This window comes from Microvirga sp. Mcv34 (genome assembly GCF_024519725.1).
Classification (GTDB): Bacteria; Pseudomonadota; Alphaproteobacteria; order Rhizobiales; family Beijerinckiaceae; genus Microvirga.
This window is the reverse complement of record NZ_JALJRK010000004.1, coordinates 41,473-55,207: the sequence shown is the minus strand read 5'-3', so window position 1 is coordinate 55,207 and position 13,735 is coordinate 41,473. Positions and strand designations below refer to the sequence as shown.

Annotated in this window: 15 protein-coding genes; 5 read left to right on the top strand and 10 right to left on the bottom strand. The window is 62.8% G+C overall.

Annotated features, from left to right (window positions below; translation table 11 throughout):
• Positions 1-240: 240 nt before the first annotated feature.
• The 4 genes from OC446_RS03790 to pdxY form a co-directional block, all read right to left on the bottom strand.
• Positions 241-1,263 carry an ABC transporter substrate-binding protein gene (locus OC446_RS03790; protein WP_262027710.1) on the bottom strand — a complete coding sequence of 341 codons (1,023 nt, stop codon included), beginning with the start codon at positions 1,261-1,263 and terminating at the stop codon, positions 241-243.
• A 36-nt stretch (positions 1,264-1,299) separates the two neighbouring features.
• The gene (locus tag OC446_RS03785; RefSeq protein ID WP_262027709.1) at positions 1,300-2,091 is read right to left on the bottom strand and encodes an ABC transporter permease; all 792 of its coding nucleotides are present in this window, start codon (positions 2,089-2,091) and stop codon (positions 1,300-1,302) included.
• A complete protein-coding gene (locus tag OC446_RS03780) occupies positions 2,091-2,903 on the bottom strand; it encodes an ABC transporter ATP-binding protein (protein ID WP_262027708.1) in 813 nt (270 codons plus the stop codon). Before OC446_RS03780 ends, OC446_RS03785 begins: the two co-directional genes overlap by 1 nt.
• Before the next feature lie 137 nt (positions 2,904-3,040).
• Positions 3,041-3,889, bottom strand: coding sequence for a pyridoxal kinase PdxY (pdxY, locus tag OC446_RS03775; RefSeq protein ID WP_262027707.1), 849 nt, complete (start codon positions 3,887-3,889; stop codon positions 3,041-3,043).
• A gap of 152 nt (positions 3,890-4,041) precedes the next feature.
• Here pdxY and OC446_RS03770 point away from each other — a divergent pair, with 152 nt between their 5' ends.
• The 3 genes from OC446_RS03770 (at position 4,042) to OC446_RS03760 (ending at position 5,240) form a co-directional block, all read left to right on the top strand.
• Entirely contained in the window at positions 4,042-4,563 is a 522-nt protein-coding gene (locus OC446_RS03770) for a DedA family protein (RefSeq protein ID WP_262027706.1), read from the top strand.
• Between the two features lie 64 nt (positions 4,564-4,627).
• Positions 4,628-4,783 (top strand): hypothetical protein, encoded by a 156-nt coding sequence (locus tag OC446_RS03765; protein WP_262027705.1) that lies wholly within the window; start codon positions 4,628-4,630, stop codon positions 4,781-4,783.
• Between the two features lie 256 nt (positions 4,784-5,039).
• The gene (locus OC446_RS03760; RefSeq protein ID WP_262027704.1) at positions 5,040-5,240 is read left to right on the top strand and encodes a hypothetical protein; all 201 of its coding nucleotides are present in this window, start codon (positions 5,040-5,042) and stop codon (positions 5,238-5,240) included.
• 181 nt (positions 5,241-5,421) lie between these two features.
• Here OC446_RS03760 and ilvC read toward each other — a convergent pair whose 3' ends face one another.
• Entirely contained in the window at positions 5,422-6,441 is a 1,020-nt protein-coding gene (gene ilvC, locus OC446_RS03755) for a ketol-acid reductoisomerase (protein WP_262027703.1), read from the bottom strand.
• A 199-nt stretch (positions 6,442-6,640) separates the two neighbouring features.
• A complete protein-coding gene (locus OC446_RS03750; RefSeq protein ID WP_262027702.1) occupies positions 6,641-7,894 on the bottom strand; it encodes an FAD-dependent oxidoreductase in 1,254 nt (417 codons plus the stop codon).
• 80 nt (positions 7,895-7,974) lie between these two features.
• Here OC446_RS03750 and OC446_RS03745 point away from each other — a divergent pair, with 80 nt between their 5' ends.
• Positions 7,975-8,520 carry a DUF924 family protein gene (locus tag OC446_RS03745; RefSeq protein WP_262027701.1) on the top strand — a complete coding sequence of 182 codons (546 nt, stop codon included), beginning with the start codon at positions 7,975-7,977 and terminating at the stop codon, positions 8,518-8,520.
• Positions 8,521-8,524: 4 nt separating this feature from the next.
• On the opposite strand, the gene ilvN is transcribed toward OC446_RS03745, so the two are convergent.
• Genes ilvN through OC446_RS03730 form a run of 3 tightly spaced genes read right to left on the bottom strand, consistent with a single transcriptional unit; the run spans position 8,525 to position 11,567 of the window.
• Entirely contained in the window at positions 8,525-9,070 is a 546-nt protein-coding gene (gene ilvN / locus OC446_RS03740; protein ID WP_262027700.1) for an acetolactate synthase small subunit, read from the bottom strand.
• Positions 9,071-9,099: 29 nt separating this feature from the next.
• Positions 9,100-9,780 carry a glutathione S-transferase family protein gene (locus OC446_RS03735; protein WP_262027699.1) on the bottom strand — a complete coding sequence of 227 codons (681 nt, stop codon included), beginning with the start codon at positions 9,778-9,780 and terminating at the stop codon, positions 9,100-9,102.
• Between the two features lie 14 nt (positions 9,781-9,794).
• A complete protein-coding gene (locus OC446_RS03730; protein WP_262027698.1) occupies positions 9,795-11,567 on the bottom strand; it encodes an acetolactate synthase 3 large subunit in 1,773 nt (590 codons plus the stop codon).
• A gap of 276 nt (positions 11,568-11,843) precedes the next feature.
• Here OC446_RS03730 and OC446_RS03725 point away from each other — a divergent pair, with 276 nt between their 5' ends.
• Positions 11,844-12,671 (top strand): RMD1 family protein, encoded by an 828-nt coding sequence (locus tag OC446_RS03725; RefSeq protein ID WP_262027697.1) that lies wholly within the window; start codon positions 11,844-11,846, stop codon positions 12,669-12,671.
• Here the strand turns inward: OC446_RS03725 and miaA are convergent.
• Complete coding sequence (gene miaA / locus OC446_RS03720) at positions 12,631-13,581, bottom strand: tRNA (adenosine(37)-N6)-dimethylallyltransferase MiaA (RefSeq protein WP_262027696.1); 951 nt, start codon at positions 13,579-13,581, stop codon at positions 12,631-12,633. The two genes, OC446_RS03725 and miaA, sit on opposite strands and share 41 nt — an antisense overlap.
• Between the last annotated feature and the right edge of the window lie 154 nt (positions 13,582-13,735).

The window sequence follows — 13,735 nt, the reverse complement described above, 5'->3', positions numbered from 1 at the left end:
TGTTCCGCGACGCCTTGAAACCGAGTGGCTAGCCCGGAACAGGAAAAAGAATTCACTCACCTATCGTGAACAGCCATCGGCACCACGGCCCCTCCCTCGTCATGACCGGCCTTATTCCGGCAATCCCGATTGCAGGAAACGACGCGTTCTTTCGGCAGTCGTCATCACCGACCTCGTGCCGGTGATGACGAAGAAGGTGAGTTCAAGCCGGGCTTTGACGATATCTGCCCGGATGCCCGATCAGAGCGCCGCCTGCCGCACGAAACGGTCGTTGAAGGTCGCGGCGAGGTCCACCTTGGCGTCCTTCAACTCCGGATCGAGCTGGCGCAGCATGTCGAGCACGCTCTGCATGCCGGTCATCTGGATGATGCCGTCGCGGGAGTAGCTCTCCAGCGAGTTCTGCACGGCCTTGAGGTAAAGCGGCTTGTCGCCCAGGTAATACTCCTCCGGAACCGTGGCGGCGATGTCCTCGGGCTTTGCGGTCTGAAGCCACTTCAATGTCTTCACAAAAGCATTCACGAGACGCTGCACGGTCTGGGGATTCGTCTCGATGAAATCCTTCTTCGTGTAGAGCGTCGCTGCCGGATTAGAGCCGCCGAAGAGTTCACGGGTGCCCGCCTCGGTCCGGGTATCGATGAGGATCTGGATATCCCCGTCGGCCTCGAGCTTGGCGATGACCGGGTCGAGATGCGAGATCACGTCGATCTCGCCCTTCTTCATGGCCGCCACGCCACTGGCGCCAGAACCGACGCCGATGATGGCTGCGTCGGACGGCTTCAGGCCCGCCTTCACCATGGCGTATTGCGCCGTGAGAGCCGTCGAGGAGCCGGGTGCGGTCACGCCGATCTTGAGACCCTTGAAGTCGGCAGCCGACTTGACCTGACCGGCCTTGTCCTTCTTGACGGCGATGACGATGGCCGGGAAGCGGCCGAGCTCCGTGACGGCGACCACGTCCTGGCCCTTGGCCTGCATCCTGATCGTGTGCTCATAGGCTCCGGTCACCACATCGACGGACCCGCCGATGAGGGCCTGCAGGGATTTCGCGCCACCACCGAAATCGTTGATCTCGACGTCGAGGCCCTGCTCCTTGAAGAAGCCTTTGCGTTCGGCGATGGTGAGCGGCAGGTAATAGAGCAGCGGCTTGCCGCCGACGCCGAGCGTTACCTTCGCTTTTTCCGGCGCACCTTGGGCAAATGCCTTAGGACCCAGAGCCGCCGAGAGTCCCAAGGCTCCGGCGGTCTTCAAGAATGTACGGCGTTCCATGGCGTTTCTCCCTGCTTTGATGGGTTTTGTCGATCTCTATGTACGCGCGGCCAAGGATGTCTGCGGCCTCCAAACGAGGAAGCTGTTCTCGATCCTCGTGACGAGCATGTCGATCAGTATGACGAAGACGGACAGGATCAGCATGCCGGCGAAGACGCCCGTGACGTCGAAGACGCTTTCGGCCTCGTGGATCTTGTAGCCGAGGCCGGCGGACGACCCGAGGTATTCGCCGACGACGGCGCCGACGAGCGCAAATCCCACGGATGTGTGAAGCGACGAGAACACCCAGGTGAGCGCCGATGGCCAATAGACGTGCCGGAGCAACTGACGTTCGTTCATGCCGAGCATCCGTGCATTGGCGAGTACGACGGGCGACACTTCGCGAACACCTTGATACACGTTGAAGAACACGATGAAGAACACCAGCGTGAAGCCGAGCGCCACCTTTGACCAGATGCCGAGGCCGAACCACAGGGCGAAGATCGGGGCTAGCACTACGCGCGGCAGCGCATTCGCAGCCTTGATGTAGGGATCGAAGACCGCGGCCAGCAGCTCCTTCCGGGCGAACAGGAATCCGAAGATGATGCCGCCGCCTGCGCCGATCAGGAAAGCCAGGACCGTCTCGACCAGCGTAATCCAGAGATGACCCCAGATTTCGCCGCTGGCGAAGAGTGTCCAGCACCGCTTCAGGACATCGAGCGGCGTCGAGAAGAAGAACTGGACCTGCTTCGGCGTTCCCGAAATCGGATAGACGGTCAGCACATGCCACAGCAGAAGGAAGATCAGCCCCACTCCGATCTGAAGGACGGTCAGTTTCAGGCGCGGCATCACGCCCCCTCCCCTTGGCTGTAGGCTTTCTGGACCTCGACGCGCAGGCTCGCCCAGATCTCCTTGTGAATGTGATGGAAGGTCGGCTCCATGCGCACTTCCGCGATGTCGCGCGGGCGAGGCAGCGACACGGCGAAGTCGCCGATGATCCCTGCGGCAGGCCCCGCCGACATCAGAACCACGCGATCGGCTAGGGCGATGGCCTCCTCCAGATCGTGCGTGACGAACATCACCGCCTTGCGATCCGTCGCCCACAGGTTCAGGAGCAGGTTGCCCATGATCTGCCGCGTCTGCGCATCGAGCGGGCCGAAGGGCTCGTCCATCAAAAGAATCTCGGGATCGCGGATCAGCACCTGCGCCAGGGCCACGCGCTTGCGCTGCCCGCCGGATAGCATATGCGGATACCGGTCGACGAACGCCGAAAGACCAACGCGCCCAAGCCATTCCTTCGCACGCTGCAACGCTTCGCTGCGTGCCACGCCTTTCGATTCGAGCGCCACCGCCACGTTGTCGAGAGCCGTCTTCCACGGCATCAGCGCATCCTGCTGGAAGAGATAGCCGGAGCGCAGGTTGAGGCTGGTCAGATCATTGCCGAAGATCTTGACCTGACCGGCCGAAGGTTTCAGCAGGCCGGCAGCCGCATTGAGGATCGTGGACTTTCCCGAGCCCGTGGGTCCGACGATCGCCACAAACTCGCCCGGCCGCACAGAGAGGTCGATGCCGCTGACGGCCGTGTAACCACCCACTTTCGGCCCGAACGTGATGGCAACATCGTTGAGTGCCACCGCCGCTAGGGAGGTTGCCTGATCCATTCCGCTCCTCATGACCCTACGTTAGGACGGCATTCTAGGACCGCCTGAAGAAGGATCGCAAGGCGGGCCGTGTTCGCCCTTCGGCCTATTGGCTTCTCACGGATGTGTCGAATCAAACCGTCTGGATCGCAGCGAGCTCAAATCTCTTCCACGTTGAAGCGGTGCGAGGGCGAGACGAATTCATCCTGCGCCGCGATGGTCAGGATCTCGCGGGATCCCGCCTCCTCCGTGCGCTTGAGAAGCCCATAGACGGAGGCTGAGGCTGCCGCGAGGGCTGTCGGAGCCGAGCGCGTGCGGGCATAATGAACGAAGAAGAGCGCCGCGATGGCATCCCCTGCCCCGTTCACCGACAGGGAAAGCTTCGGCGTGCGCACGCGCCAGAATTGCCCTCCCTCACCGGCCACGAGATCAACGCTGTCGGCGGGCGTCTCCTTCGTTTCAACTGAGGTCACGAGCATGACCTTGGGACCCAAGGCCTGCACGGTCGAGACGGCTTGTTTCACATCGGCCACGGTCTGCGTCGCGATGCCGGACAGATAATCCAGCTCGAACTGATTCGGCGTGATGATGTCGGCCGCGGGCACGGCCTGCTCGCGCATGAATTCCGGAATGCCCGGCCGCACGAACACGCCCCGGCCCACATCGCCGATGACGGGATCGCAGCAATAGATCGCTTCAGGATTGAGCGCGCGCACCCGCGCCACCGCCGAGAGGATCGCGTTGCCGATATCGGCCGAGCCCATATAGCCCGAGAGAACGCCATCGCAGCGGCCCAGCACGCCGCGCTCCGCAATGCCTTCCACGAGGTCTTCGATGGCGGGCCCGTCGAAGACGCGGCCTTTCCAGGAACCGTAGCCGGTATGGTTGGAGAACTGCACCGTATGAATGGGCCAGACCTCGACGCCTAGGCGCTGCATCGGGAAGACCGCGGAGGCGTTACCCACATGGCCGTAGGCGACATGGGATTGGATCGAGAGAACATTCATGGTTCAGCCCCTTTCACCCTCCCGTTACCGCAAGAGCGGCTTCGCCACAAATCGCCGAATGTGATCACATTCATCACAAAAGCCATTGGTTCTCGTGCGAGGAACCCATATTGACCCTGGCAGCGGAACCACGGCAGGACATTCAAACGCCCATGGACATCGAGTTTCTGAAGAGCAGCATCCTGGAATTCGTGCAGAACCATAAGAACTATGCACCCTTCGTCCTCGGGCTCATGACCTTCGCCGAATCCCTTGCCTTCATCTCCCTCCTGCTGCCTACCATGACAATCCTGGTCGCGGTGGGCTTCGTCCTGGCCGCCGCCGAGATCCCGTTCTGGTTGGCTTGGTCCGGCGCCGTCTGCGGCGCCTTTCTGGGCAACTGGCTGTCCTACGCCATCGGCCAGCGCTTCAAGACGACCGCTTATGACGTCTGGCCGCTGTCTCGCCACCCGAAGCTGGTCGAACGCGGAGAGACCTTCTTCCAGCGCTTCGGTCCCTGGGCGGTCTTCCTGGGCCGGTTCTTCGGTCCGATACGCGCGGTCATCGCCTTGATCGCCGGCATCTTCCTGATGCCGCAGATCCTGTTCCAGGCCGCGAACCTGGCATCGGCCTCCGTCTGGGCCTTCGTAATCCTCGCGCCCGGCGCGGGGCTCGCGCATTTCGTACTGTGGTAGGTCGGCGCAGTTGGGAACCCGAGACGTCAGGGGTCATTGACCCCGATCACCAAGGAGGCTCCCCATGGGCAAAGGCAAGATGAACGGCAACAATTCCGGTGAGAGCAAGAAGCATCCCGGTGACCATATCCGCGGCTCGGGCGGCACGGTGAAGAACCGCGTGGACCCCGGCAAGCAGGACAACAACAAGGCCCAGAACACCAAGACCAACCAGCAGTAAAAATTCGGCGGCTCCCCCCTGGTGAGCCGCCATCCCCCTTCGTTCCCAGAGGTGGCAGCCGCCTGCCGCAATGTTAGTGCAACAGCAACAACGTTGCGGATCTCAAGTCGTGCCCTTTCCCTCATCTGGCTCTTTCGAAGAGCTCCATCCCGTCGCTTCCGACAATCATGCGCCCAGCAGTTTGGGAATCGGCCTTCCAGCCGCTTGGTGGCCCTCGATCGGCGGCACGGCATCTCTCGTTTTCGCGATTTTCTGGATGCTCGAGAGCTGGGAGGAAGCGAAGCCCCTGCTGGGACCGACGAAAGTCAACTCCCTGACCCACGATGTTGCCGCCCTCCTGATGTCGCTTCTCTTCTCCTACGGCATTTACCGGTTCTGGAAAGAGCGATCCCAAATGACCGGTATCGCGGTCGGTGTCCTGGCGGCCGCAGCGGCCATGACGCTGCACCGCTTATAAACGGATCAGAGGCGGTTGGGCTTGAGGCACGTCCGCGTGCAAGTTCAGGGCGATCGCAGAAGCAAAAAGAGCCTCGGAGGGATCCCTCCGAGGCCCTGATCAGATTGAACCAATCCGACATTCCTGCCCTGTGCCTGGCTCCATTCGGCGGCGCGGAACAGCCGCGCCGCCTGAAACGGCCTTAATTGCGGCTCTTGTCGACCAGGGCCTTCTCCTTGATCCACGGCATCATGTCGCGCAGGCGGGCGCCCACGTCCTCGATGGGGTGAGCGGCATTGCGGGCGCGGGTCGCCTTGAAGGAGGTCTGATTGACCTTGTTCTCCAACATCCAGTCGCGGGTGAACTTGCCGCTCTGAATGTCTTCCAGAACGCGCTTCATCTCGGCCTTCGTCTCGGCCGTGATGATGCGCGGGCCCGTGACGTACTCGCCGTACTCGGCCGTGTTGGAGATCGAGTAGTTCATGTTGGCGATGCCGCCCTCGTAGATGAGGTCGACGATCAGCTTCACTTCGTGGAGGCACTCGAAATAGGCCATCTCGGGGGCATAGCCCGCCTCGACCAGGGTCTCGAAGCCTGCCTTGATGAGCTCGACGAGACCGCCGCAGAGCACCACCTGCTCGCCGAAGAGGTCGGTTTCGCACTCTTCCTTGAAGGTGGTCTCGATGATGCCGGCGCGGCCGCCGCCATTGGCGGAGGCATAGGAGAGCGCGATGTCATGGGCGTTGCCCGTGGCGTCCTGGTGGATCGCGATAAGGGTCGGCACGCCGCCGCCGCGCTGGTACTCGGAGCGAACCGTATGGCCGGGGCCCTTCGGGGCGACCATCAGCACGTCGAGGTCCTTGCGGGGCTCGATGAGGTTGAAGTGCACGTTGAGGCCGTGGGCGAAGAGCAGCGCCGCGCCCTGCTTCATGTTGTCGTGCAGATCGGCGCGGTAGATGTCGGCCTGCAGCTCGTCGGGGGTCAGCATCATGACCACGTCGGCCCACTTGGCCGCTTCCGCTACGTCCATGACCTTGAGGCCGGCCTTCTCGGCCTTGGCCACGGAGGGCGAGCCCTTGCGGAGGGCCACGACGATGTCCTTCACGCCGGAATCGCGCAGGTTCAGAGTGTGGGCGTGGCCCTGGCTGCCATAACCGACGATGGCAACCTTCTTGCCCTTGATCAGATTGATGTCTGCGTCGCGATCGTAATAGACACGCATGGTCCTCAAGTCCCTTATCTCGAAGGGGGCTTTTCCCCCGTCCTCATTGTATTACGCCGACCCATTTTCAGGGTTTGCGCAACAATTATTTGTCTGGCGCCGCTTTTAGCGAACAAAACTGCACTGACAAGCTGTTTTTGCACCAAATGCTGCGCACTTGCTGCGAGGGCCACCGCCGGGCGATGAACCTTTTTCCATCTCACGCGCTGACCGCCTCCCTGGGCTGATATAGCAAACGAAGATGAATTCTTGGATCGAGCACTACACCCGCCACGGAAGCGGCGACGAACTTACGGATTCCCGGAAGACGGGTGGCCGGGGCGATCACCCAGTCTCTCAAGATGGGAAGAATGCGGCTATCCGATTGATAGGCTGGGGTAAACCCAAAGCTTAGGGCTTGGTAAAACCGGACGTGGGGACGCCGTGCCCGGGCATAGGCCGCAAGACCACTCTGGACGTCCTGAGCCTCTTCCAGGGCCAGAGCGAGCGCCCGCGCGTCGAGCAAGGCCATGTTCGCCCCCTGGCCCAATTGCGGGCTTGCGGCATGGGCCGCATCGCCGATGGCGACCATGCGCGGAGCGACGGTGTTCGCTAAGGTGCTGTGGCAATATCGGGCGAGCGTCAGGTCCTCGGTTTGTTGGATAAAATCCAGGAGAGGCGCCGTCTGCGGCCAGAGCTTCAGAACCTTATCCTTCCACGCGTCCAAGCCTTCGCTCTGCCATCGCTGGTAGTCGGAAGGCTTGATGCTCCAGAAGAGAGCAGCCAGCTGTTGCCCGCCATGCTGAATACGGCCGATGGGCAGCACACCGATCATGGTGCTCGCCCGCTCGTAGCGCTGCTCCAGCGAATGGCCATCGAACCCCTGTCCCGACCATGGAATGCTCGCCCAGAGCGCGCCATAGGCCAGATCGGAGCGCGGTCGCCGGGTAGGATCGAAGATATGGGTCAATGTGCTGCGAACCCCAAGGGCATCGATGGCAAGATCGAATGGTCCGCAGGAACAACCGTCCTCCCCGATCAGACGCACACGGGAATCGGCAACCTGATCCACTCCGGAAATCTTCTGACCCGTCTCAATGGTGATGCCTTCACGCCGCACAGCCTCATACAGAACGGAGAACAGAGCCGACCGGTGGACCGCGAGACCAAATATGTCGGCCCCGAGCGTCGCGTAGCGAACGTCGAGAACGATCCGCTGTGTTTTCGCAACACGTCCATAGAGGCGATCGATCCGCTGGCCGAGAGAAAGAATCTGCGCATCGAGGCCAAGCTCCGCGAGCACCGCGAGGCCGGTCGGCTGCAGGATCAGCCCGGAACCGAGTGGACGCGGCTCATCGAACTGATCGAAAAGCGTGATGCGATGACCGGCACGCGTCAGGAACAACGCCGCGGCAAGGCCTGCCGGCCCGCATCCGGCGATGGCAATATCCAGAGGCCTTCCTATCTTGGTCATGATATCAGGCACGCTGCTTGAACGATTTCAGGGCGGCCTCGATCGAGACCGTTTTGCATGAACGATGAAGGGTTGTTTTCATGTTGTCGATCGTCACCGCAGATGAAGTCCTTGCCTTCTGGCGGGAAGCCGGCCCCGAAAAGTGGTTCTCGAAGGACGAAGCCTTCGATCAAACCTGCCGGGACCGTTTCCTGCCAAATTATGAGGCCGCCGCGCGGGGCGATCTCAACGAGTGGGAACTCACCCCGGAGGGTGCGCTCGCCGTCATTCTCCTCCTCGACCAATTCCCCCGGAACATGTTCCGGGGCCGACGTGAAACCTACAAAACCGACCCGGTCGCCCTGATGGTGGCGGACCGCGCCATCGAGCGCGGCTTCGACACTAGGGTGGAACCCGCGTTCCGCCGGTTCTTCTATCTGCCCTTCATGCACTCCGAATCCTTGCGGCACCAGGAGCGCTCGGTGGCCTTGAACGAAGCCCTCGGCGAAGATTCCAGCAAGTGGGCGCGCCACCATCACGACATCATCGCCCGCTTCGGCCGCTTTCCGCATCGGAACGCCCTCCTCGGCCGCGAGTCGACGCCGGAGGAGGAAGCGTTCCTGCAGGAGAACGACTTCCGGGGCTAGCCCCCTACATGATCCCCTGGGCGCCCCGCGCCATGGCGGCGACGCCGGTCCGTGACACCTCCACAAGGCCAACCGCCGTCATCAGCTTGATGAAGCGCTCGACCTCGTCCGTCGTGCCGGTCAGTTCGTAGACGAACGAGGTCAGCGTCGCGTCGAGCGTGCGGGCGCCGAAAGCAGACGCAAGGCGCATGGCCTCCACCCGGTGTTCGCCCTTGCCCACGACCTTCACCAGGCAGAGCTCGCGCTCGACCGTTTCACCGCTCATCGTGAGGTCGACGACGCGGTGCACGGGCACGAGGCGCTCCAGCTGGCTCTTGATCTGCTGGATGATGCTGTCGGTGCCCGTGGTCACGATGGTGATGCGCGAGATATGCGCCTCGTGCTCCGTCTCCGTGACGGTCAGGCTCTCGATGTTGTAGCCGCGACCCGAGAACAGGCCCGCGATGCGCGCAAGGACACCCGGCTCGTTGTCGACCACAACGGCGAGCGTGTGCCGGTTGGACGGCTCGACGCGGGTCGCATCGGGATAATGGGTTTTCATCTGAAGCATGGTCTGGTTTCCCGAACTCTGATGTGGTCTCAAGCCACCTTGCGATAATTCTCGATCGCCTCTTCGTCGACCTCGTCGGCCGCGACGACCCACTCTTCCGTCATGGCGGCCGAGCGCCATTCCTGGAAGGCGGGCAGCGCGAGGATCGCATCTACGTAGGCGCGCGTCGTCGTGTCGAGGTCGATGGAATAGGTGTCGAGGCGCGTCGCGAGCGGCGCATACATGGCATCGGCCGCCGTGAAGGCGCCGAAGAGGAACGGGCCGCCCGCGCCGAAACGCTCGCGCGCCGGACGAACGATCTCGCTGAAGCGGGCGACATCACGGGCAACCGCCTCACCCCTATCCTTCCGGGCATATCTCTTGCCGAGATTCATCGGGCATGCGGAGCGCAGACCGGAAAATCCGGCATGCATTTCCGCAGCGACGGAGCGCGCCATGGGGCGCGCTTCGCGGTCCTCGGGCCAGACGGGCGCAGCATAGGCTTCGCCCACGTATTCCATGATGGCGATACTCTCCCACACGGTGACGGCGCCATCGATGAGGATCGGTACCTTGCCGGCTGGGGAGTGCCTGAGCACCCTCTCCTTCGTGTCCGGTAGGTCGAGAGGAATGACGACCTCATCGAACGCGACCCCAAGCTGCTTCATCAGCAGCCAGGGACGCAGCGACCAGGACGAGTAGCACTTATTGGCGATGACAAGAGTGGGCATGGTTCAGGCCTTAATCAAACAAGCATCTTGCCCTTCTCGTCGATCACGGACCCGATATCGGCTCCGGTCTCGCCAAGATAATCGTTGAGAAGCATCTCGTTATGCGCTTTGCCGGAAGGAATCATCGGGAAGCAGTTCTCGGTCTTGTCGACGATGCAGTCGAAGACGACAGGGCGGTTCACGTTGATCATCTCGAGGATCTTCGCATCGAGATCGCCCGGCTTGTCGCAGCGGATGCCGACGCCGCCATAGGCTTCGGCGAGCTTCACGAAATCGGGCAGCGATTCCGAATAGCTCTGCGAGTAGCGGCCACCATGCAGCAGTTCCTGCCACTGGCGCACCATGCCCATGTATTCGTTGTTGAGGATGAAGACCTTGATCGGCAGGTTGTACTGCAGGGCCGTGGACATTTCCTGCAGCATCATCTGGATCGAGGCTTCGCCGGCGATGTCGATCACGAGCGCATCGGGATGCGCCAGCTGCGCGCCGACGGCGGCGGGCAATCCGTAGCCCATGGTGCCGTGGCCGCCCGAGGTCATCCAGCGGTTCGGCTCCTCGAACTTGAAGTACTGGGCCGCCCACATCTGGTGCTGCCCCACCTCGGTGGTGATATAGGTCTCGCGGTCCTTGGTCAGCTCGTAGAGGCGCTGGATCGCGTATTGCGGCTTGATAGTCTCGGTGGAGTTGCGGAAGCCGAGGCAGTTGCGGGCGCGCCAGCCTTCGATCTTGTTCCACCAATCCTTCAGCGCCGCCTTGTCGGGCTGATGGGCGCTCTGGCGCCACAGGCGCAGCATGTCTTCCAGCACGTGCGCACAATCGCCGACGATCGGGATATCCACCTTCACGGTCTTGTTGATGGAGGACGGATCGATGTCCACGTGGATGCGCTTGGAGAAGGGCGAGAACGCATCGAGCCGGCCGGTGATGCGGTCGTCGAAGCGCGCCCCGAGATTGATCATCACGTCGCATTCATGCATCGCGAGATTGGCCTCGTAGGTGCCGTGCATGCCGAGCATGCCGAGCCACTGCCTGTCAGAGGCCGGATAGGCGCCCAGACCCATCAGGGTCGACGTGATGGGAAAGCCCGTGAGATGTACGAGCTCGCGCAGCAGCATCGCCGCCTGGGGCCCCGAATTGATGACACCACCGCCCGTGTAGAACACCGGACGCTTGGCATTGGCCATCAGCTCGACGGCGGCGCGGATGTGGTCCATGTCGCCCTTGACGGTCGGACGATAGGTCTTGTGCTGGTTGCTCAAGGGACGAGCATAGGAGCCGGACTTGAACTGGATGTCCTTCGGCAGGTCGACCACCACCGGACCTGGACGACCGTTCTGCGCCACGTAGAAGGCCTCGTGCAGGACGCGCGGCAGGTCCTCGATGGATTTGACCAGGTAGTTGTGCTTCGTGCAGTGGCGGGTGATGCCGACCGTGTCGCATTCCTGGAAGGCATCGGAGCCGATGAGATGGGTCGGGACCTGGCCGGTGATGCAGACCAGCGGGATCGAGTCCATCATCGCGTCGGCGAGCCCGGTGATCGCGTTGGTCGCGCCGGGACCGGAGGTCACCAGCACCACGCCGGGCTTGCCGGACGAGCGGGCATAGCCTTCAGCCGCATGGACTGCGCCCTGCTCGTGGCGGACGAGGACGTGGCGAACCTTGTCCTGGTGGAAAAGCGCGTCGTAGATGGGAAGCACCGCGCCGCCCGGATAACCGAAGATATGCTCAACTCCCTGGTCCTGCAGGGCTCGGATCACCATTTCGGCTCCGGTCATCGTCTCGCTCATCTCAACTGCTCCTCGGGGTCTTTGGCATCATTGTCTTGGAATTCGGGCAATAAAAAAGGCCCCTGAGGGGGCCTGTGCGCCATCGCCGGACCTGCGGGGTTCAATCCCGCTCCGTCGATGGCGCTCGTACTACGAGAATAAGCTTGCGCATGAATGCAGCTCTCGGTTCAAAAGTTGCGCCGACGCTAGACGATCCATTTCATTTGGTCAAGCAGGATCAACTTGGCTGAAATCTGCCTAGCTTCTATTTTAAACTGCTATTTTAGTCGAATGACCATGACCGATACCATCTCCTCGACCGGCGCGCCCATGCAGAACATGCGCCTCACCGCCCGAGCCCTGCTCCTCGGCGACCGCCTCGACGTGGCGGGGCTGGAGCGCAGCGACGTCCTGTCCACTACCCCCCTGGCCTTCCGGGCCGGCCAGGATGGCTTCGTTGCCCTCTTCCGCTACGGCGTGGCCGTTCTAGTGGGCCTCACGCCTCTCGAAGAGGATGAGGTCATCCGTGGACTGCGCCAGCGCATTCGGGGCGAGTTCGCCCGACACGAGGAAGAGACGGCGATCATCGAGATCTCCCCGGACCGGGACGACCAGATCCCTCCCGGGGGCCCGATCTTCATCAAGAAGCTCTCCACCGAGCGCCTGATCGTCATCGCCGATGCCCTGTCCAAGAGCGCGACTCTGGCCCGCGACGAGCGGGAGGCTACAGCCGCCTTCGAGCTCGTGGAGCCATCGGTGCAGCATCTCGCCGCGCGGGGCCGGCGCCCGCGGGACCGCCGCCGGATCCTCAAGCAGGTCGGCCAGGCCCTTCTGGTTCGCCAGCGCATGTCGGGCGGCGTGGCGGTGGAGGAGAAGCCGGACGTGCTCTGGGACAGGCCGGATCTCGAGCGCCTCTACGCCCGCCTGGAGGACGAATATGAGCTGAAGGAGCGCGCCACGGCGCTCCACCGCAAGCTTGAGGTGCTCGGCGATACGGCCCAGGCTCTGACTGACATCATCGACACCGAACGGTCCCTGCGCCTCGAACTCATTATCGTCCTGCTGATCGTGTTCGAGATCTTCATCACCTTCTACCAGATGTGGACAGGAACGCCGGGGCATTGAGGCGCTCCATGACGGCCTCGAAGCTCCTTTCCGGCGCCACCCATTGCCAGTCCGGCAATTGGTGGCGAAACCAGGTGAACTGGCGCTTGGCATAGCGCCGCGTATCGCCCTGCCCCTTGGCGATGGCCTCATCGAGCGGGATCTCGCCGCGCAGGTAGGCCAAGAGGCCGGGGACCCCATGGGCCCGCATGGCCGGGAGCATGGGATCGAGGTTCCGCTCCCCCAGGGCCCTCACCTCGTCGAGGGCTCCCCGATCCATCATGGCGAGGAACCGCGCATCGATCCGCCGGCGCAGCTCCTCACGCTCGGGCGCGAGGAAGAGCTTGATGACCGGGACATCGGCCAAGGGCCCCGGCTGACGGTCGCCGTGGAAGGAGACGAGCGGCCGGCCGGTCGTGGCAAATATCTCGAGCGCCCGCTGGACCCGCAGGCGGTCGGAGGGGCGCAAGGTCCGGGCGGTCTCGGGGTCGCGTTCCGTAAGGAGGCGGTGGAGCTCGGGCGTTTCCAGCCCCTCGCTGTCCCGGCGCACCTGCTCGCGCACCTCGTCAGGAACGGGCGGCATGTCGGACAGGCCCTCCGTCAAGGCCTTGAAGTAAAGCCCGGTCCCGCCCACGAAGATCGGCAGCTTCGTGCCTTGGACCTCCCGCAGAACCTCGACCGCGTCGGCCACATAGCGCCCCACGGAGAAGTTCACGGCGGCATCCACGTGGCCGTAGAGCCGATGGGGGGCCTCGGTCTCCTCCTCGGGCGTCGGGCGGGCCGTGATGACCCGGAGGTCCCGATAGACCTGCATGGAATCGGCATTGATCACCACGCCGTCGAGTTCGCGAGCCAGCTTGATGCCCAATGCGGACTTGCCTGATGCGGTCGGCCCTGCGATGAGAACCGCGCCGATCCCAAACTCCTTCAAAGCCAGGTCTCCCAATGGCGTCTTCCCAGAATTCCCTCGTTGCGACCCTCATCGCCAACCCGTCCCGGCCGGTTCTCACGGACGAGATCGTGGCCCTGGCCGCAACGTCGCTCGGACAAGAAACGGAACGCTCCGTTCTGGAAAAAAAAAAACT